18 protein-coding genes are annotated in these 19,098 nt (G+C 61.5%); 12 read left to right on the top strand and 6 right to left on the bottom strand.

Translation table 11 applies throughout. The features are described from left to right. Positions 1-61 precede the first annotated feature (61 nt). Positions 62-1,159 (bottom strand): lysylphosphatidylglycerol synthase transmembrane domain-containing protein, encoded by a 1,098-nt coding sequence (locus tag D0B32_RS25215; RefSeq protein ID WP_117337017.1) that lies wholly within the window; start codon positions 1,157-1,159, stop codon positions 62-64. Between the two features lie 22 nt (positions 1,160-1,181). Beyond that, positions 1,182-2,600, bottom strand: coding sequence for an inorganic phosphate transporter (locus D0B32_RS25210; RefSeq protein ID WP_220444963.1), 1,419 nt, complete (start codon positions 2,598-2,600; stop codon positions 1,182-1,184). 407 nt (positions 2,601-3,007) lie between these two features. Here D0B32_RS25210 and D0B32_RS25205 point away from each other — a divergent pair, with 407 nt between their 5' ends. The 9 genes from D0B32_RS25205 to D0B32_RS25165 all read left to right on the top strand — a co-directional run bounded on the left by D0B32_RS25205 (position 3,008) and on the right by D0B32_RS25165 (position 10,748). After that, positions 3,008-3,259, top strand: coding sequence for a hypothetical protein (locus tag D0B32_RS25205; protein WP_259295132.1), 252 nt, complete (start codon positions 3,008-3,010; stop codon positions 3,257-3,259). A gap of 282 nt (positions 3,260-3,541) precedes the next feature. Beyond that, positions 3,542-5,941, top strand: coding sequence for an ATP-binding protein (locus D0B32_RS25200; protein WP_117337015.1), 2,400 nt, complete (start codon positions 3,542-3,544; stop codon positions 5,939-5,941). Positions 5,942-5,989: 48 nt separating this feature from the next. Further along, positions 5,990-6,724: a methyl-accepting chemotaxis protein gene (locus D0B32_RS25195; protein WP_117337014.1), complete on the top strand. Its 735-nt coding sequence runs from the start codon at positions 5,990-5,992 to the stop codon at positions 6,722-6,724. After that, positions 6,721-7,260, top strand: a complete 540-nt coding sequence (locus tag D0B32_RS25190) for a hypothetical protein (RefSeq protein ID WP_117337013.1) — start codon at positions 6,721-6,723, stop codon at positions 7,258-7,260. The genes D0B32_RS25195 and D0B32_RS25190 overlap by 4 nt, the downstream gene beginning before the upstream one ends. Positions 7,261-7,293: 33 nt before the next feature. Continuing rightward, positions 7,294-7,659 carry a response regulator gene (locus D0B32_RS25185; protein WP_117337012.1) on the top strand — a complete coding sequence of 122 codons (366 nt, stop codon included), beginning with the start codon at positions 7,294-7,296 and terminating at the stop codon, positions 7,657-7,659. A gap of 222 nt (positions 7,660-7,881) precedes the next feature. Further along, positions 7,882-8,484, top strand: a complete 603-nt coding sequence (locus tag D0B32_RS25180; RefSeq protein WP_259295131.1) for a GNAT family N-acetyltransferase — start codon at positions 7,882-7,884, stop codon at positions 8,482-8,484. Positions 8,485-8,572: 88 nt separating this feature from the next. Continuing rightward, on the top strand, positions 8,573-9,055 hold the full coding sequence (locus D0B32_RS25175) for a PaaI family thioesterase (protein WP_117337187.1): 483 nt from the start codon (positions 8,573-8,575) through the stop codon (positions 9,053-9,055). Between the two features lie 8 nt (positions 9,056-9,063). Continuing rightward, positions 9,064-9,990: an ABC transporter ATP-binding protein gene (locus D0B32_RS25170; RefSeq protein ID WP_117337010.1), complete on the top strand. Its 927-nt coding sequence runs from the start codon at positions 9,064-9,066 to the stop codon at positions 9,988-9,990. Further along, positions 9,987-10,748: an ABC transporter permease gene (locus D0B32_RS25165; protein WP_117337009.1), complete on the top strand. Its 762-nt coding sequence runs from the start codon at positions 9,987-9,989 to the stop codon at positions 10,746-10,748. The genes D0B32_RS25170 and D0B32_RS25165 overlap by 4 nt, the downstream gene beginning before the upstream one ends. Before the next feature lie 65 nt (positions 10,749-10,813). Here D0B32_RS25165 and D0B32_RS25160 read toward each other — a convergent pair whose 3' ends face one another. Then, positions 10,814-11,947 (bottom strand): MBL fold metallo-hydrolase, encoded by a 1,134-nt coding sequence (locus D0B32_RS25160; protein ID WP_117337008.1) that lies wholly within the window; start codon positions 11,945-11,947, stop codon positions 10,814-10,816. A gap of 81 nt (positions 11,948-12,028) precedes the next feature. Between D0B32_RS25160 and D0B32_RS25155 the strand changes: the two genes are divergently transcribed. After that, complete coding sequence (locus D0B32_RS25155; RefSeq protein WP_117337007.1) at positions 12,029-12,643, top strand: TetR/AcrR family transcriptional regulator; 615 nt, start codon at positions 12,029-12,031, stop codon at positions 12,641-12,643. Between the two features lie 33 nt (positions 12,644-12,676). Here D0B32_RS25155 and D0B32_RS25150 read toward each other — a convergent pair whose 3' ends face one another. The 3 genes from D0B32_RS25150 to D0B32_RS25140 form a co-directional block, all read right to left on the bottom strand. Continuing rightward, positions 12,677-13,867 carry an MFS transporter gene (locus D0B32_RS25150; protein WP_259295130.1) on the bottom strand — a complete coding sequence of 397 codons (1,191 nt, stop codon included), beginning with the start codon at positions 13,865-13,867 and terminating at the stop codon, positions 12,677-12,679. Continuing rightward, positions 13,864-14,658 carry a DeoR/GlpR family DNA-binding transcription regulator gene (locus D0B32_RS25145; RefSeq protein WP_117337006.1) on the bottom strand — a complete coding sequence of 265 codons (795 nt, stop codon included), beginning with the start codon at positions 14,656-14,658 and terminating at the stop codon, positions 13,864-13,866. The genes D0B32_RS25150 and D0B32_RS25145 overlap by 4 nt, the downstream gene beginning before the upstream one ends. 162 nt (positions 14,659-14,820) lie before the next feature. After that, complete coding sequence (locus D0B32_RS25140) at positions 14,821-16,164, bottom strand: MFS transporter (RefSeq protein WP_220444962.1); 1,344 nt, start codon at positions 16,162-16,164, stop codon at positions 14,821-14,823. A 390-nt stretch (positions 16,165-16,554) separates the two neighbouring features. Here D0B32_RS25140 and D0B32_RS25135 point away from each other — a divergent pair, with 390 nt between their 5' ends. Continuing rightward, on the top strand, positions 16,555-17,967 hold the full coding sequence (locus tag D0B32_RS25135; protein WP_220444961.1) for a beta-glucosidase: 1,413 nt from the start codon (positions 16,555-16,557) through the stop codon (positions 17,965-17,967). Continuing rightward, positions 17,850-19,079: a LacI family DNA-binding transcriptional regulator gene (locus D0B32_RS25130; RefSeq protein ID WP_117337003.1), complete on the top strand. Its 1,230-nt coding sequence runs from the start codon at positions 17,850-17,852 to the stop codon at positions 19,077-19,079. Before D0B32_RS25135 ends, D0B32_RS25130 begins: the two co-directional genes overlap by 118 nt. Positions 19,080-19,098: the final 19 nt, after the last annotated feature.

Below are 19,098 nucleotides of genomic sequence, written 5' to 3'. Positions count from 1 at the left end.
TGCAAGGCTTTAGCGCATTCACACGCCAAGCCCTTGAACGCGTGTGATCGTCCCACCCGCATCAGGACACCGAAGCCGCCGTCCGACGCCGCCACGCGGCCCCAATGAAACCGCACGCTCCCAGCATCAACGGACAGTAAAGCGTCGCGAAGCGCCACAACACCAATGCGGTGGCCATCGAAGCCCCCGGCACCCACGGCGCGAACACCGCAGCGAGCCCCAGGTCGCCGCCGCCACCGCCGGCGGGCACGCCGGTCCACAACGCGGCATGCAGGACGACGGCCTGCACGGCGAGCACGAAGCCGAGCGGCAGGCGATACCCCAGCTCACGCAGAATGAACCACAGCGCGCTATAGCGCAGCAGCCATTGCAACATGGTGAGCAGCAGCAACGCGGCTAACCGCCAGTGCGGTCCGCTCAGCAGCAAGCCCCATTGCTGCCGCACGCTCTGACGAAAGCGGTTCCAGCGCGCGCGGCGTGCCTTTAGCCAGACCACGCGGCGTGTGGCGGCATCGAGCGCGGCGAGCGCAGGGCGACGCGCCGTCCACAGCACGACCGCAGTAATCGCAATGCACGCCAACGTCACGGCGATCGTATGCAACGGGAAATCAGGCGTGAGCGCGCCAAGCGGGCCAAGCGCAAATAGCAGCGAAACGGGCACGGCAATGGCGAAGAAGGTCAGGTCCAGAGCCTGGTCGGCGCCCACCACCGTGGTGGCCAACGCCCACGACGCACCGGATCGTTGCAGCAGTCCCATGTTCACGCCGTATCCTGCTGCGCCGAGTGGCGAGACCAGAAAGGCGAAATCGGTGACCACCGTGATGGTGAGCGTGCGCATGAAATGCAGACGCAGTCCGAGCGCGCCCTGCATCAATTGCAGCTTGCCCGCCTTGGCAGCGGCGCTGAACAGCGCGCTCGCCGCCAGCACGGCAAACACCGGCCACGCAATGTTGCGCAGGCCGCTCAATACATCATGCTTGCCGAGCAGGAACGGCGCCGCAATCGACAGGGCGACGCCGAGCACGGCAAGCAGGGTAGCAGTGTGACGCAGCGCGATCCGCGTCATGAAGCGAGCCCGCACACGGGGCACGTAGCGGGCAAAGCGGAGCAGACCGGCAACGCCGGCAAATGCAACGAACGCGGCAACCGCGGCAGACACCGCAGCGCGCGTGAAAAGGCGCTCAGAAGCGTGGATTGGCGAGTACGTAAAATAAACATGCAGAGAGAAAGATAGTGACAGGCAAGGTGACGATCCACGTCAGCGCGATGCGGGTCAGCACGCCGCCCTGCACCCCCTGGCCGCCTGCGATCATCGTCCCCGCGATACCCGACGTAATGATGTGCGTCGTGCTCACCGGCAAGCCGGTGAAGCCCGCTGTGCCGATCAGCACCGAGCCGACCAGTTCCGCGCTCAGACCCTGGCCCGGCGTCATGTGTTGCCGGCCGAGCCGTTCGCCCAGCGTGCGCACCACACGCTTATACCCGATCATCGTGCCAATACCGAGGCACAGCGCGCTCAGCACGCGCACCCACCACGGCGCGTATTGCACCGGCGGGGCCATTTTCTTCAGCAGATCCGAGGCTTGGGCCTTGTCGGCCGCGCTGGCGCCCGACACTTCGCCCACGTGCTTGAGTTCCGAGAGCACGTCGTAAACCGCGCCGCGCAATTGCGGACGCACCACGCTCTGTTGCGGGTCGGCTTCCTGTTTGTCCTTGAGTTCCTGGGCTTCGGTGGCGAGTTGCGGGCCGGCGTGTTGCAGCAGCGTGGCCGACTTCAGCGCTTCGTCCTTGACGTCGTCACCGTAGCGTTGAATGAGCGGGATCGCAGCGGCGGCATTCTGGCTGAGTTGCGTCATCTGATTGCTCGCCTCGGGATTCAACGCATACGCGGCGGGCAGCAAGCCGATGATGGTCAGCATGATGAGGCCGATGCTCTTCTGGCCGTCATTGGTGCCGTGCGAAAAGCTCACCGTAGTACACGTGAGGATCAGCAGCCCGCGCAACCACCATGCAGGCGGTTCGCCTTCCTTGGGCGCCTCGAACAGGTGACCGCGCCGCACCACCAGCCGCAAAATCGCGTACATGCCGCCCGCGAACACGAGGCCGAGGATCGGCGAAACGGCGAGGCCTTTTAACACGGTGACGATCTGTTTCCAGTCCACCCCTTGCGTGACACTGCGTGCCTTGAGCAGCGCGTCGGCAGCGGCCACGCCGATCAGCGAACCGATGATGCAATGCGAACTGCTGTTCGGAATCGCGAACGCCCACGTGAGAATGTTCCAGAACAGCGCTGCGGCAAAGATGGACACGAGCATCGGCACGGCGGGCGCGCCATCGGGTGGCGTGAGCACATCGGGCGGCAGGATTTCCACGAGGGCATACGCCACGGAAATGCCACCCACCATCACGCCGATGAAGTTCATCAGGCCGGACCAGACAACGGCTTGCGCGGGTTTGAGCGACTGGGTGTAGATGACGGTCGCGACGGCATTGGAGGAATCGTGGAATCCATTGGTGGCTTCGAACGCCAGCACCATCACGAGACAGATGACCAGCATGGCGACCACGACGGTCGACGACGGCATGAAGTGAACCAGCATTCGCGCTCCCAGTTGGGTGAGGGGCAAAATCGCGGATGTCGGCCTGTTAAACCCTTGACCCGATGAATGCGAACATTCAATCGTAGTTCACGTTTATGAACTTTTTGAGTCAGTTTGGTGGCCGCGTATTGAGTAGTGCCTGGCGCTGTTCAATGGCGCCACGCACTGCGCGATCTAATCAGCACGAACGGTGCCCGAGCGCACTACAACCGTAATATTCCGGTGACAAACTGCGGTGAGAATGATGCGTGCGAAGGCTGTTTATCGATGGCATGAAAATATCCACGCGAGACGTGGGCATGCGTGGCATCGCTTCGCTGCACGAAACAATAACAAAGCACACAATAAGAGAGCCGCCGACGCGAAGGCGCGGCACGTTCACTACTACATTCTCGCTTGAGGGTCGCTTGAGTCACTTCGCTGCCGTGGGGTCCACGCGTTCGCCGATGCATCGGACGGTGGAAGAACTGTCGTTTGCATTTCTGGTGCTGTTGAATCAACCGCTGGCCCGCACGGAAGCCGCGAATCGCTTCGAGCAGTTATGGAACGAGACCAACGAGGCCGCGAGCGCGAGCCTTGGCACCGAGCGTGCCATCAGTTACATCTCCCTGCTGAAGGACATGGATAAAAAGTGGCGCCGTCTCAGAGTGCTGAACTAGACGCGCAGCGCTATCGTGCAACCGGGCATGAAGTTAACGGCATCGGCGTGCAAAACTTTAGGTCTCTTTTGCATGATTGCACGATCGCGTATCACGCAAAATTACAACGCCTGAATATCGGCGAATCGAGCCGCACATCGAGTCTTTCCCCTTTGTTTAGTCATCTTTCGGTCACATACCTTCCTCGATAATTCGGGGCGCCTGACACATCAGATCATTCACAAGATCAGGCGGCTCTCATGAAGAGCAGAACACGTGGTTGGACCCCGGGGAGTCGTACTCATGACCATTCGTCATCGCATCACGCTATTGGTAGTCTTGATGTTCGTCGCGCTGTCCGCGATTGGCAGCTACGCCGTTTATCAGACCCGACACAGCGCCACCGCAGTCAGGCAGGTGACAGAAGGCGTGGTGCCCAGTGCGCTCGCTTCGGCCGATCTGGTGTCGCAGGTCAAGGACGTGCAGCTCGCCATCATGACGCTGGTCTACGCGCCGGATGGCAACGTCGTCACCCAGGTACAGGACGAACTCAAGGCGAAGAAAGCGGCCTTGCAGCAGGCGCTCGCCCTGCAGTCGCGCGACGCCGCGAGTCACGCGCAACAGGGCCTGGTCGCGCAGGCGCGCGACAGTCTGCAGAATTACTTCTCCGCCATCGACGATACCGCTGCCATGAAGGCCGGCGGCAAGAACGAACTCGCGCAGGCGTATCTGTTCGCCAACGTCGCGCAGTATCGCGATGAACTGGAGGGCATCGTCGAGACGCTGCGCATCGAGAAGAATCGCGAGAAAGACGCCGCCATCCAGACGCTGAACGATACGCTCGCCACTACGACGACGGCCATCGCCATCTGGACCGGCATCGCGGTGCTTCTGCTGACAGCGATCGGCTCGCTGCTGTATCGCCAGATCACCCGGCCGCTTACTGGCATGCAGGCAGCGATGAGCGAGATCGCCGCGAGCCAGGATTTCACGCGCCGCGTGCCGGTGGGCCGCATGGATGAAATCGGCCATTCGATTGTCGCCTTCAATGGCATGATCGAAAAAATCCAGCAAAGCTCGCTTCAGCTCAAGCAGAAAACGGCCGATATCCAGGCCATGTTGCAGAACATGCAGCAGGGCATTCTGACCGTAGTGGATGGCGCGCTGATTCACTCGGAGTATTCGGCTTACCTCGAAGCCATCTTCGAGACGCAGGATATTGCCGGCCGCAGCCTGATGGATCTGGTGTTCGCGGATACGGACCTCGGTGCCGATGTGCTCTCGCAAGTGGACGCAGCAAGTCACGCGTGTCTGGGCGAGGATGCCATCAACTTTGCGTTCAACGAACATCTGCTGGTGACGGAGATCGCGAAACGCATGCCCGATGGCCGCGTGAAGATGCTCGATCTCAACTGGTCGGCCATTACCGACGACAGCGATGTGATCGTGCGTTTGATGCTGTGCGTGCGTGACGTCACGGAATTGCGCAAGCTGGCGGCAGAAGCGAGCGAACAGAAACGCCGCCTCGAGATGATCGGCGAAATTCTCGCGGTGAGCGAAGAGAAGTTCCATCACTTCATCGAAAGCTCGGCCGGGTTCGTCAGCGAGAACGAGCGCATCATTCGCCAGCATTCGCGCGCTGATCGTGAAGCCATTGCAGAGCTGTTCCGCAATATGCACACCATCAAGGGCAATGCGCGCACGTACAACCTGCAGTATCTGACCAACGTGGTGCACGAAACGGAGCAGCGGTATCACGAACTGCGTCAGGCGGACACGGAAGTCGATTGGGATCAGGACAGCTTGATGCAGGAATTGCAGCGCGTGCGTGCGGCCATCGAGAGCTACGCGACCATCAGCGAAGTGAGCCTGCGTCGCAAGGGCAATGCGGGACGCGAAAGCGCCGAGCGTTTCCTGATGGTGGATATCGCGCACATTCAGCAAAGCCTGCGTCTGATCGAAGCGGCGAAGTCCGACGATCTGCTTGCGTTGCAGTCGATGCGCGAAAGCGTGCACCAGCACCTGCGCGTGCTCGGGACGCAAAGCGTGGACGAAGCGCTTGCGGGCGTGCTGGATTCGTTGCCTTCGCTGGCGCATGAACTGGGCAAGGAGACACCGCTCGTGCGCGTCTATGACCACGGTTATCGTCTGCGCAGCGAGGCGGGCGGCACATTGCGCAACGTCTTCATGCATTTGCTGCGCAATGCGGTGGATCACGGCATCGAGAGCGCGGAAGTGCGTCGTGCGCACGGCAAAGCAGACGCCGGTGCCATTTCGATCCAGATGGACGTGAAGCAGGGCAACGTGCAATTCGTGTTGAGCGACGATGGCCGCGGACTTGCGTTAGACCGAATCCGTGAGATCGCGCTCGACAAGCATTTGATCGAGGCGGGTCAAACGCTGAGCGACGAGGAAACCGCGGAGCTGATTTTCCGGCCGGGCTTTTCCACGGCTGAACACGTCACGGAAGTCTCGGGACGCGGCGTGGGCATGGATGCGGTGCGCGATTTTCTCAAGCGCGAACACGGCAGCATCGCATTGCGTTTTACCGATCAGCACGAAGGCGCAGCATTCCGCCAGTTTCAGACCGTCGTCACGCTGCCGGAGCGTCATGCTGTTGGTACGTCGGGCGCGTCAACCGTGTCCACCGTGTCGTCACGTGACCATGCCGACGAGTCGCAGCTCGATACGATGGCCGAATGAAGGGCTTATCTTGCTCGTCGCGTAGACGGGCACTCGCAAGGAACAGTTGTGATTCAACCGTATTTTCTCGCCGCCCTGGCGGGCAGCGCGTTGACCGCCGTGGTGGCGTTCGCAGCGCATAAGTGGTCCAGTGGCAAGGCGGTGCGCAAACTGCGCAACGAAGCTGCGCGTCAGCAGGACATGCTGTCGCAATCGAATACTCACGTCAGCAAACAGAACGAGCAGCACGCCCAGGAAGTGCAGACCTTGCAGGCCCAACTCGCAGAACTGCGCGCCGAACTGAGCGATCAGACGGAACTGACTGCCGAGGCTCGTCACGCGCTGAAGGCAGCGTTGGACAGCAAGGACCAACTCGCGCATCGCGCCAGTCAACTGGCCGTTGAAGCCGCCCGGCTCAAGAGCCTCGCGGCGACCTTCGAGCGCTGGCACGAACAGATGATCTCGCTGATGACGCAAAACCAGGACATGCACGCGAAAAACCGCGAGCTGTCGGCGATCGTGCGGCACGTGGTCATCGTTTCGTTGAACGCGTCGATCGAAGCGGCGCGGGCCGGTACGGCCGGTCGCGGATTCGCCGTGGTGGCGAGCGAAGTGCGGGCGCTGGCAGCGCGTTCGGAAGAACTCTCGAAGAGCTATCGCGACAGTCTGCACCGCAACGACCTGACGACCACCGCGACGTTCCAGGACATCCAGGCGGGCGGCAAGATGATCGCCGCCTCGTTGAGCAGCGTCGAATCGCTCGCCAACCAGTTCCAATCAACGCTTCATCAGGCAACGACGTGATTAGTGGGCATGCGAAGGACAGTATCGAACGTCTCTTCATCAACGCGCTCAAGGCGCGGTTGCCGAGACAGTCGCACCATAGCTGCGAGATCGTGGCGGCAGGCGAGCGCGGTGCGCGCCAGTTGCCGGATGCAAAGGTCGTGGTGTTGACCATTTCCGGGCTGGTGTTCCGCCTGCTGCTGATTCTCCATTTCGATGAAGACGAACGCACGCGCGAATACTTCGCGGGCGAAGTCACGGAGCGGCCGTTCCAGGAAGACTTTCTGGAAATCTGCAATCTGTGCTGCGGGGCGGTGAACCAGGAGTTGCTGCACTACTTCCCGGATCTGGGCATGTCCACGCCGTATGTGTTGAGCGCAAGCTGTCTGCCTTATCTGGAAGCGCTCAAGCCTCAGCTCGTCGAGACGTATTCGGTGACCATCAACGACACGGTGACGCTCGGCGCGACGCTTTGCATGTGCGCGCATGCACCGATTGATTTCGTCGCCGAAACGAGCGCGATAGAAGACACCAGCGGCGAACTCGAACTGTTTTGAGTGGTAGCGGTAGCGAACAATCAAGGAATGAACATGGCGAAGATTCTGGTAGTGGACGACTCGAGCACGGTGCGTGACGAGGTGGCGGGCTTCCTGAGAAACAATGGGCTGGACGTGGATACGGCGGTGGACGGCAAGGACGGCCTGAACAAGCTCAGAAGCAGTCCGGGTACGAAGCTCGTGATCAGCGACGTCAACATGCCGAACATGGACGGCCTGACGATGGTCGAAAAGATTCGCGGCGAACTCGGCAATACGGCGGTCAACGTGATCATGCTGACCACGGAAAGCAGCCCGGCCATGAAAGAGCGCGGCAAGGCGGCGGGCGTGAAGGGCTGGATCGTCAAGCCGTTCAAGGGCGAGGCCGTGCTGGAAACGTTCCGCAAGCTGGCGAGCTGAATCGGGCTGAAGTGGGTTAAAGCAGGGTTGAAGCAGGGTGGTTCGGGCGCGGAGCGCCACGCGTGTCCGCTCGGGCGTAGCGGCCCTGGTACCAGCGCCGCCGGTATCCGTGGATCTAGCCATCCGCGAGGCAGTTGCCGCACAATGACGGGTCCTGGTGCCGCGCCTTCAGCGTGGCGCCGAACGTCGAGCATTCGTTTTCAGATCAAAGGACCCGCTCTCATGGCTCACGATGCCCACATGGAGCCCGTGCTGACCGGCAACACCGTCATCCTCGAGCCGCTCCAGACGCATCATGCGTCCGCCTTGCTGGCCGCCGCAGCGGATGGCGAACTGTGGAATCTCACGTTCACGGTCGTGCCCAACGCCGACACCATGGCGCGCTACATCGAACATGCCATCGCCGGACGCACGGCGGGCACGGTCATGCCGTTCGTGATCGTGCGGCGCGAGGATCGGCGCGTGGTGGGCAGCACGCGCTTCTGGAAAATCGACCGCAGCAATCGCAAACTCGAAATCGGCCACACGTGGCTCGCGCAATCCACGCAGCGCAGCGGCGTGAATACCGAAGCCAAATATCTGCTGCTGCGCCACGCGTTCGACGAGATGCACTGCGTGCGCGTGCAGTTCACCACGGACGAACTCAACGAAAAGTCGCGCGCCGCGATTCTGCGCATCGGTGCGAAACAGGAGGGCATCGTGCGCCATGAGCGCATCATGCCGGACGGTCGCAAGCGCAATTCGGTGCGCTTCAGTATCATTGACGCGGAATGGCCCGAGGTGCGCGCCGCGCTGGAACAGAAGATGGCGCGTGCATCCGGCTGATTGACCATAACAACGTCAGGAGCACGCGGTGACATCCGAGCAGACGATCGAGACATGGCTGGCGCAGGAAGCCGAAGTATTGACCCGTATGGAAGCCGGGCCGGGTCCGGGGCTCGCGAGCCCGGAGCAGATTGCCGGCAAGTCTGGCCTCGAAGTGATGCAGGCCATGCTGCGCGGTGAGATACCGTACGCCGCGATTGCCAAAACGCTGGATTTCACCCTCATCGAGATCGAATCAGGGCGTGCGGTGTTCCAGGGCACGCCGCTCGCACGGCATCTGAATCCGCTCGGCACCGTGCATGGCGGATGGGCGGCCACGCTGCTCGACTCGGCGCTTGGCTGCGCCGTCCATACCATGATGCCGGTTGGCCGCGGCTACACCACGGCTGAACTCAGCGTGAACTACGTCAAGGCGGTCACGCCACGCATTGCCCGCGTGCGCGCCGAAGGCAAGGTGATTCACTGCGGCAGGCAACTGGCCACCGCCGAAGCCCGTCTGGTCGGACCCGACGGAACGCTGTATGCCCACGCCACCACGACGTGTCTGGTGTTCGAACTTCCCTCGCGGTGATGGGCCCTATGCCGCCAATTGTCTCCGTCACGAATCTCTCCAAGACCTACGCGAGCGGCTTTCGCGCGCTGAAAAACATCAACCTGAGCATCGACCGTGGCGAGATCTTCGCCTTGCTCGGCCCGAACGGCGCCGGCAAGACCACGCTCATCAGCATCATCTGCGGCATCGTGAATGCGAGCGAGGGCACGGTGCGGGTGGCCGACCACGACATCGCAACCGAGTATCGCGCGGCGCGCTCGTTGATCGGCCTCGTGCCACAGGAACTCACCACGGATTCCTTCGAAACCGTATGGGCGACGGTGTCGTTCAGCCGTGGGCTGTTCGGCAAGCCGAAAGACCCGGCGTACATCGAAAAGGTGCTGAAGGATCTCTCGCTCTGGGAGAAGCGCAACAACAAGATCATCACGCTTTCGGGCGGCATGAAGCGCCGCGTGCTGATCGCCAAGGCGCTCTCGCACGAGCCGCGCGTGCTGTTTCTCGACGAGCCCACGGCCGGCGTCGATGTCGAGCTAAGGCGCGACATGTGGCGCCTCGTGCGTTCGCTGAGCGCGGACGGCGTCACCATCATCCTGACCACGCACTACATCGACGAAGCCGAAGAGATGGCCGACCGCATTGGCGTGATCAATGGTGGCGAGATCATGCTGGTGGAAGAGAAAACCGAATTGATGCGCAAGCTCGGCAAGAAGCAGCTTACGTTGCAGCTCGAACAGCCGTTGCGCGAAGTGCCATCGCAACTCGGCGATTATCAGCTCGCCCTCGCCAGCGGTGGCAACGAACTGATCTACACCTACGACACCGAACGCGAGCGCAACAGCATCGTTGCCTTGCTGAAGGCGCTGGAGGACGCAGGCATCGGCTTCAAGGATCTGCACACCACGCAGAGTTCGCTTGAAGACATTTTCGTCAGCCTGCTGAGAGGTGAGCAATGAACATCTACGCGATTCGCGCCATCTACAAGTTCGAGATGGCGCGCACCTGGCGTACCTTGATGCAAAGCATCATTGCGCCGGTCATTTCAACTTCGCTCTACTTCGTGGTGTTCGGTGCGGCGATCGGCTCGCGCATCAAGGAAGTGGACGGCATCAGTTACGGCGCGTTCATCGTGCCCGGCCTGATCATGTTGTCGCTGCTGTCGCAAAGCATTTCGAACGCTTCGTTCGGCATCTACTTTCCGCGCTTCACGGGGACGATCTACGAGTTACTGTCCGCGCCGGTTTCGTACCTGGAAATCGTGGTGAGCTACGTGGGTGCGGCCGCAACCAAATCCATCTTGCTGGGACTGATCATCCTCGCCACGGCAGGTCTGTTCGTGCCGTTACAGGTGCAGCATCCGTTCTGGATGGTGCTGTTTCTGGTGCTGACGGCGGTGACGTTCAGCCTGTTCGGCTTCATCATCGGCATATGGGCCGATAGCTTCGAGAAGCTGCAACTGGTGCCGCTTTTGATCATCACGCCGCTCACGTTCCTTGGCGGCAGCTTCTACGCGGTGAATATGCTGCCGCCGTTCTGGAAGGTGGTGACACTGTTCAATCCCATCGTCTACCTGGTGAGCGGCTTTCGCTGGAGTTTTTACGGCATGGCCGATGTCGACATTGCCGTGAGTCTCGGCATGACCGCGCTGTTTCTGGCCATTTTCCTCGTCATCGTGGCGTGGATCTTCAAGACGGGGTATCGGCTGAAGACGTAGGTTTTTTGCGCGGCCGGGTTGACTGGCTGACTGGTGCGGGCGACCTGCGGGTCGCCCGCATTGCTTCAGCTTTCCGGGTTTGCCTGGGCGGTATTACGGCAGGCAAACCAGCGCCGCGCTGCCTTGGGCTGCGCTACCGTCTCTGCAACCTCACGCCACCAGCGCTCGCCGCGATGCGGCGCGGCGAGATCCAGCCGTTCGCCGATGCGCGGTGTCGCGAGCGGCACGCCCCGCGCGATGGTCAGCCCCAGCACGCGCTCGAACGGTTCCTGCCAGCGATGCATGGCCAGATCGAAGGTGCCGTTATGTACCGGCACCAGCCAGTGCCCCTGCAGATCGATGTGGGCCTGCACGGTTTCGTCGGGCTGCATGTGCACGTAGGGCCACTGCGCATCGTAGGCGCCGGTTTCGATCATCGTCACGTTGAACGGTCCGAGCCGCTCGCCGATGGTCCGGAAGCCGTCGAAGTAGCCGGTGTCGCCGCTGAAAAACACCCGCAGGCCGTCATCGACGATTACCCACGACGCCCACAGCGTGCTATTGCCATCGAACAGGCTGCGGCCGGAAAAGTGCTGGGCAGGCGTGGCGGTGAACGAGATGCCGTCGACCTCCGTGCCTTGCCACCAGTCGAACTGGCGCACCTTGGCGGCGTGGATGCCCCATTCGATCAGGCGGTCACCCACGCCGAGCGGCGTGAGGAAAACGCCGGTGCTGGCCGCGAGCGCGAGCACCGTCTCACGATCCAGATGGTCGTAGTGGTCGTGCGACAGGATCACGCCGCGCAGCGGCGGCAAATCGGCGAGTGCGATGGGCGGCGCGTGAAAGCGCTTCGGACCGAGATTGCGGAACGGCGAGGCGCGCTCCGCAAACACCGGATCGGTCAGCCAGAACTGGCCGCGCAGTTTGAGCAGCAGGGTCGAGTGACCGAGGCGGTACAGGCTGCGGTCGGGCGCCGCGTCGAGTTCCGCGCGGGTGAGGGTCTGCACGGGCAGCGCGCCGGCCGGCACCGTGCCGTCCGGCTTGTTGAACAGGACATTCCACGCAATGCTGAGCGTCTTGCCGAAGCCTTCCACCGGACGCGGTTTGGCGTTGCGAAAGCGCTCGCTGTCGTGCTGCGCCGAGGCGCCAAACGAGGTGCGCCCACGCTGCGCCGCTGTGAGACCCAGGATACGACGGATAGAACCGGTCATCGAAGCCATAAGAGACGTCCCGCCATAAAGTAGACTAACCAGTGTAGTTTATCCTGGAAAAAAGTAAACTGCTTGGTGTAGGATTTGCGCATGGACGCCACTGATTCCCCCCTCCGCCTGACCGACCGGAAGCGCGCTGCCGTCATCGAGGCGGCGATTGAAGAATTTCTCGCCGCCGGCTTCGACGCCACCAGCATGGATCGCATCGCCGCACGCGCGAGCGTGTCGAAGCGCACGGTCTACAACCACTTCCCGAGCAAGGAGGCGCTGTTTGCCGCCATCCTCCGGCAACTGTGGGAGGCGAGCGATACGGCCGAAGCTCCCGCGTACTCATCCACGCAGCCGTTGCGCGCGCAGCTTCTGCAATTGCTGTCGAAGAAACTGAGCCTGTTGAACAACGAGGCGTTTCTTTCCCTGGCGCGTGTCGCGATTGCTGCGGGCATTCATTCGCCGGAACGCGCGCGCGATATGGTGGCGCGCATGGGCGAGCGTGAAGAAGATCTGACCGTGTGGATACGCGCGGCCGCCGCGGATGGCCGGCTCAAGACAGCCGACCCGCTCTTTGCCTCCCTGCAATTGCAGGGTCTCGTGAAAGCGTTCGCGTTCTGGCCGCAGGTGTCGATGGGGCAGCCGTGTCTGAGCGCGGCGGAGCAGCAGCAGGTGGCGGAATCCGCCGCGGACATGTTTTTGGCGCGTTACGCGTGATGGGTTTGAACACCCGCTAGCCGCGTCACTAGATCAATCCACCGAACCCTCTACGGCGGCACGCGCCGTGACCTCCGGCGTACCGACGCTGGCACCGCGCACCGCCCGGCCGCCGAACACGCAGACGATCAACCCGGCCAGCACGAGTACGCTCAGCGCGAGGCGCAATCCCATGAAGCCGGCGCCGAAACCGATCACCGGCGGTCCGACCAGAAAACCCGCATAGCCGGCCGTGGCAGCCATGGAAACACCGAGCGCGGGTGTTGCCGTCGAGCGTCCGGCGGCGCTGAAAATCACTGGCACGATGTTGGCGAGACCGATGCCGACCAGCGCGAATCCGAGGCAAGCGGTCACGGTGCTTGGCAGCGCGAGCACGAGCGCGAGTCCACCCGCTGCGATCAGACCGCCAAGCCGGACCACCGCGCTCGAGCCGAAGCGCCGCACCGAGACGTCACCGACGATGCGGCACGCCGCCATCGAAAAGGCGAACGCCGAGTAGCCGAGCGCCGCGACGCTCGCCTCGCCGTTCAGCGCCGAGCGCAAGAACACCGCGCTCCAGTCGGCCACCGCGCCTTCCATCATCATGCACATGAAGGCGAGCGCGGCGAGCTTCAGCACGGCGCCGCTCGGCAAGGCGAACGCGCTGCCGGCGGCCGCTTTGACGCGCGGACCTACGTCATGCAATGCCAGTACCGCCGCCGAGATAACCAGCACGGCGATAAACACATCGGGCAACAGCAGACCACCGGCCACGCCGATGCCGCCTTTCTGGATCATCGCTCCCGTGGCCGCGCCGAGCAGACCGCCCGCACTCCAGGCCGCATGAAACGAAGACATGATCGGCGCTTTCCAGACGGTTTCGATCGCGCTGGCGTGGCCGTTCATCGACACATCCATTGCACCGTTGGCCGCGCCGAGCAGCAGGAGTACCAAGCACAATATCGGCAGGCTGGGCGCCAGTGCCGGCAACGGCAGCGCGATGACGAAGGCCGCGCCGAGCAGGGCGGTGGCGCGGCCGCTTCCGAGATGCGGCGCGAGCCGTCCAGCCAGCGGCATCGCGACAATCGCGCCGAGCGCAAACGAAAAAAGCGCGATACCCAGCGAGGCGTCGCTAAGCGCGAGGTGCTCCTTGATGCGCGGCACTTCCACCGCCCACGCGCCGATCCCGAAACCGTTGGCGAGAAACACCGCCAGCGTGGCAAAGCGTTCTTTGACGGGTCTCATGATTGCGCCACCAGAACGGAATCGCACACCTTGGCGAGCTTGCGCCGGCGCTCGGCGCTGACGTCGGCCTCGACGACCAGATAGTCAATGGCCGAAGCCGGGGCGACGATAAACGGTGCAGCGGTCATCAGTTTCTCCGTGGTCATGGCGATGGCAACGCGACTGCTCGCTTTCACCATAGCGCGTTTGAGTTCGGCGTCTTCCGCTTCGAAGGCGGCAATGCCTTCTTCGGGGTCGAGCGCGCAGGCGCCCAGAAAGCACAGATCGGCCTTGATCTGCTGAACCTGTAGCAGCGCAATCGCGCCCACGGCACCTGCCGTTTCCGTCCCCACCCGGCCGCCGATCAGCATGACATTGAAGCCCGGACGACCCAACAACCTCAGGCACGCTTCGGGCGAATTCGTGATGACCGTGAGATTGGCGTTGTCGGGCAGCGCCTGCGCAATCGCGACGTTGGTCGAGCCTGCATCCAGCAAGACGATCTGTTTCGGCCGCACAATCGAGGCCGCGCATACGCCGAGCCGCTGCTTGCGCTCGACCGCTTCCTCCATGCGTTGCGACGCGCTGCGATCAGCCGGGGAGACGACGAGGGCGCCGCCGTACACGCGCTTGCAGTGGCCGGCGTCGGCGAGATCGCGCAGATGACGGCGCACCGTGTGTTCCGAGGTGTTGAGTTCGGCCGCGAGTTCTGAGGCCAGCACCCGCCCTTGCGCGCGGAGACGTTCCAGAATCAGGCGCTCGCGCTCGTCGGGGAGAAGTCCTTCCACTGCTTCCTGCCGGCTTCTTTGCATACCGCGTTTCCTCGTTTTTGCTCAATCGTCAATCGTGCATAATCGAGCATAAAGTAACGTAAACGGGCATTCAGTGCAAGTGAGGAGAAGCGTTGGTCACGCTCGAGTGACGCTAGAAAAACCGGGATTTTTCAGGAGGGCGGCGCGCACGTCTGACGGAGGCTAACGCACGCCTCGAATCAACTGGGTGATGCAGGCAGCGACTACCGCGAACACCGCCGCGCCGCTGAAGAGCGCGGCATAGTTGCCGGTGGCATTCGTCGCGCCGATTCTCAACAGAACCGGCGCAAGAACGGGAGCGAGAGTCTGCGGAATGGTCGTGGACAGGTTGAAGAAACCCATGCCTCTCGCTGCCTGTTCGCTGCTGTCCGGCAAAACTTCTGCCACCAGCGCGTAGTCGACGCCGAGATACATTCCTTGGGCCAGGCCTGCGACACCGATTCCGACAATGAACTGGTCAATGGATCCCGCGTGCGCGACGATGATCATCGCCAACGCGAAGAGCAGTGAAGCCGCGATGACGAATGGCTTGCGGCGACCCACCTTATCAGAGAGCCATCCAGACGGAATGCTTGAGATCGCAATGCAGACCGCGAGCGTGAACATCGCTGCCGTGAGCACAGGTGCCACGGTTTTCGTCGTGTAGTGCAGCGTGTCGATCAGAAAATAGGTCTTGTAGGTCGTCAGGGTGTACAGCGACATCCAGACAAGGAATCGGCCCAGCCAGGCCAGCGCGAAATCGCGGTATTCGATTGGATTGATCCACAGCGACGATGCCACAGCCTGCAACGATAGCGGCACCACCTCGCCCTGCGTCTTCGGTATCTCACGCAGAGTCAGCAAAAGCGGCGCCACCATCAGCGCTCCGACCACCGCCGGCCAAACAAACGCCCCGTAGCCCTCGGTCCCCGAAAGTTGTATGAGAAACACGCCGCCTACGACACCCACCTGGGTGGTCATGCCCATCCAGCCCGACACCTTGCCGCGCAATTTCGAAGGGATCCGCTCCGGCAGAATTGAAACCGTCGCGGCGATGGCAGCGTTGAAGCACAGCTGAGCGGCGACCCACCCGATTGCCACCATGCTCAGGGTGGACGCAAAGAAGCCAATGAAAAAGATGGCTAGTGTGCCGCCGAGCATGCCGCCAACAATATAAGGACGTCGTTGCCCAAACCTGGAGGTCGAACTATCGCTGAGCGCGCCGAAAATCGGATTGGCGAAAATGGCCACGAACGCGCCGAGACTCGCGACAAAAGCCAACGAGCTTGCTTTGTGAGCCGGATCGAGTTGGCCAACGCGGAGGGCGAGAGTCACCGACGTCGGAGTGAGGAGGGCCACCCAGATGCCGATGATTGCTGCGATATATCTGGCGATAAACCAGCCGTTAATCTTTTGCCCCGTCAGCCGGATATTGCGCTCCGGGGCACTTTCCTGTGTCTGCCCGTCGTACAGAGATCGGGTCTCAGGGTGCTTTTCCGCACTATCGACTCCGGCATAGCGATTCACGGTTAGTCTCCTGGATTTATACGATTTAACCCTTGTCGCCGGGCGATCCATACCCGATCGAACTGCAGACAAATCTGTATGACAGCGCTGTCATGCTCGGCGAGTTTTTTGTGCATGTCAAACGGGTAGTTACCCTGTGAGGAGAGGATGCGGCAGGCTGCAGTGCCCGCGTGGAATGCAATCTCCAGTTCGCCTAGGGGTATTTCCTCTATTGCACAAGAAGATCATCCGGCTACTATGACAGCGCTGTCATAAGGAGCCAGGATAGTTCCAGAAAGGCGAGTGCTCGATTGCGGTCCGTAGCCCTATACGCACGCCCGGGTAATGCTCTTTGCAAATGGTTTGGGCTGCAATTTGAGCTTTCTTTTTCTCTAGCAAATGGAATGAATCGTGAACTTTCCGCGTGATTTTCTTTGGGGTGCGGCTACCGCTGCTTTTCAAATAGAAGGTGCGAATACCGAGGACGGTCGAGGCGAAAGCATCTGGGACCGTTTCTGTCGCACTGAAGGAAACATTGCAGATGGCAGCGACGGTTCGCAGGCATGCGATCACTATCACCGTTGGCCGGACGATCTTGATCTGGCGAAATGGTTGAATCTCAACGCCTGGCGTTTTTCAGTCGCATGGCCCCGGATTCAGCCCACCGCCGATGGCAAGATCAACCAGAAAGGCCTCGACTTCTATAGTCGATTGGTGGATGGCATGCTTGAACGCGGTCTTGCGCCATACATGACGCTTTACCACTGGGATCTACCGCAATATCTGCAGGACAAAGGCGGGTGGGAATCGCGCGAAACCGTTGACCGCTTCGTGGAGTACGCAACTATTGTCGGCCGTGCGCTGGGCGATCGCGTTGCATCCATTGCCACGTTCAACGAACCATTCGTCACAGCCTACCTCGGACACTGGATGGGGGTGCATGCGCCGGGGATTCAGAATCCTGCTACCTCCGTTCAGGTCACGCACCATCAATTGCTCTCACATGGCCGCGCGGTTCAGGCCCTTCGACAGGAGGGCGTGAAAGCACCCCTCGGGATTGTCCTGAATCTGGCGCCCGTGCATCCAGCGAGCGATCGATCGCAAGACATTCGCGCTTCAGACAGGCACGACGTCGCTCAGAATCGCCTCTATCTGGACGGCCTGTTTTTGGGCAAATACCCCGAGCGGTGTACAGAGTTACTCGGTGTCGAGCCGAAGATCACCGAGGGCGACATGGAAGTCATTTCGACGCCGATCGACTTTCTGGGCGTCAACTACTACAGGCGCGCGATCGGGAGTGCCGACGGCGTGCCGTCACCGCATTTTCTCCGCAAAGAAAATCGGGAGGATCTGGCACAGCGCCAGGCGCCGCAATCTTCCAGCACGAACGGTGCCGCGCAAGACAAGGAATTCAAGCGCACCGTAGAGTTGCCTCCCGGTGCCCAAATCACTGCGATGGGGTGGGAGGTATATCATGAAGGGCTTCGCGAATGCCTCGAAGATATCAAGCGCCGCTACGCGAACGCACCGCCGATCTACATCACGGAGAGCGGTGCCGCTTTCGACGACGAGATGGTCGACGGACGGGTCGATGATCCGCGCCGGACAGCCTACCTCCAGGGGCAAATTGCGGCGCTCGGTCGAGCCATGAGCAATGGGGTGGACGTTCGCGGGTATTTTGTCTGGTCCCTGCTCGACAATTTCGAATGGGCGCTCGGCTACTCCAAACGCTTTGGCATTACTCATATCGACTATGCAACTCAGCAACGCACGCCGAAAGAAAGCGCTCTTTGGTATCGACACTTCGTCGGAACGCAGCGTTGAGCGCACCGCGCGCCAGCCTGGGAATGCACGCTGTGAAGCGTGACGTCACCATGAAGTCCGTGACCATCACGGACGTTGCGAAACGAGCTGGCGTGTCCATGAAGACGGTCTCGCGCGTGCTCAACAATGAGCCGTATGTCAACGAGCGTACGCGCGAGCTCGTTCTCAGCGCAGCAACAGAACTCGGCTACGCACCGAACCCTTCCGCTCAAAACCTCGCTCGCGGAGTGAGCCATACAATCGGGCTCGTCTATGCGCCCGCCGTGGCCGGCGCAGGTGCCGTGATTCCTCATTATTCTCAGGGAATTCAGTCCGGTGCACTGGATGCCTGCGAACGGCTCGACTTCGGCCTCCTCCTTTTGCCATGCGCCCGGGACAATCCCGATCCCGGGCTGGAGATCGTGCGCCAGGCCAGGAGCCGGCGGCTCAGCGCTCTCATCGTCGCTGCGCCAGTATGCAATCTACCAGGTGTTGCCCACGCTCTACAGGCGAGCCAGATTCCCTATTTTTGCGTGAGCCCCGACGTGCTCGAAGACGGTATTGGCAGCGTGAGCGTGAACGACAGGCAGGCCGCGAGACGGATGACGGAGCACATCCTCAGCCTTGGGCATCGACGGATAGCGTTTGTTCGTGGGCCGCATCTTTCCAGGGACAGCGATGAGCGCCTTGCAGGCTATCTGGAAGCGATGCAACGGGCGGGTGTGATCGTCGATCCAAGGTGGGTGGTAACAGGAAACCACATGTTTGAATCCGGTCTCGCATGTGGGAAAGACTTGATGACGCTCGAGCCTAGACCTACGGCCGTGTTTGCGAGCAACGACGACATGGCTGCAGGCGTCATGCACGCTGCTTATGGTTTGGGACTTTCGTTGCCGGCTGATGTATCCGTTGCGGGATTCGACGATTCCGACATAGCTCGCACTGTTTGGCCACCCCTGACAACCATTCACCAACCCCTGCTGGAAATGGCCGCGAAGGCAGTGGATGCGCTGGTGGCAGAGGTCAAGGACCGGGGTGCCGGCGATTACGTGTCGTCACTGAAGCCGTTCATATTCGACTGCACTCTAATGATTCGTGGCTCAGTCGCCGCGTTGAGTCACCCGGACGATTGACGTGCATTGCTTGCGGCAT

Origin of the sequence: Paraburkholderia sp. DHOC27, assembly GCF_003429005.1 — a bacterium.
Taxonomy (GTDB): Bacteria; Pseudomonadota; Gammaproteobacteria; order Burkholderiales; family Burkholderiaceae; genus Paraburkholderia.
The sequence above is the reverse complement of the archived record's forward strand: the minus strand, read 5'-3'. Positions and strand labels throughout refer to the sequence as shown.

Excerpts from the sequence above, each read along its gene's own strand:
- D0B32_RS25210 (WP_220444963.1), bottom strand. The coding sequence starts at position 2,600 with ATGCTGGTTCACTTCATGCCGTCGTCGACCGTCGTGGTCGCCATGCTG.
- D0B32_RS25200 (WP_117337015.1), top strand. The coding sequence starts at position 3,542 with ATGACCATTCGTCATCGCATCACGCTATTGGTAGTCTTGATGTTCGTC.
- D0B32_RS25185 (WP_117337012.1), top strand. The coding sequence starts at position 7,294 with ATGGCGAAGATTCTGGTAGTGGACGACTCGAGCACGGTGCGTGACGAG.
- D0B32_RS25180 (WP_259295131.1), top strand. The coding sequence starts at position 7,882 with ATGGCTCACGATGCCCACATGGAGCCCGTGCTGACCGGCAACACCGTC.
- D0B32_RS25175 (WP_117337187.1), top strand. The coding sequence starts at position 8,573 with ATGGAAGCCGGGCCGGGTCCGGGGCTCGCGAGCCCGGAGCAGATTGCC.
- D0B32_RS25170 (WP_117337010.1), top strand. The coding sequence starts at position 9,064 with ATGCCGCCAATTGTCTCCGTCACGAATCTCTCCAAGACCTACGCGAGC.
- D0B32_RS25165 (WP_117337009.1), top strand. The coding sequence starts at position 9,987 with ATGAACATCTACGCGATTCGCGCCATCTACAAGTTCGAGATGGCGCGC.
- D0B32_RS25160 (WP_117337008.1), bottom strand. The coding sequence starts at position 11,947 with ATGGCTTCGATGACCGGTTCTATCCGTCGTATCCTGGGTCTCACAGCG.
- D0B32_RS25155 (WP_117337007.1), top strand. The coding sequence starts at position 12,029 with ATGGACGCCACTGATTCCCCCCTCCGCCTGACCGACCGGAAGCGCGCT.
- D0B32_RS25150 (WP_259295130.1), bottom strand. The coding sequence starts at position 13,867 with ATGAGACCCGTCAAAGAACGCTTTGCCACGCTGGCGGTGTTTCTCGCC.
- D0B32_RS25145 (WP_117337006.1), bottom strand. The coding sequence starts at position 14,658 with ATGCAAAGAAGCCGGCAGGAAGCAGTGGAAGGACTTCTCCCCGACGAG.
- D0B32_RS25130 (WP_117337003.1), top strand. The coding sequence starts at position 17,850 with ATGGGCGCTCGGCTACTCCAAACGCTTTGGCATTACTCATATCGACTA.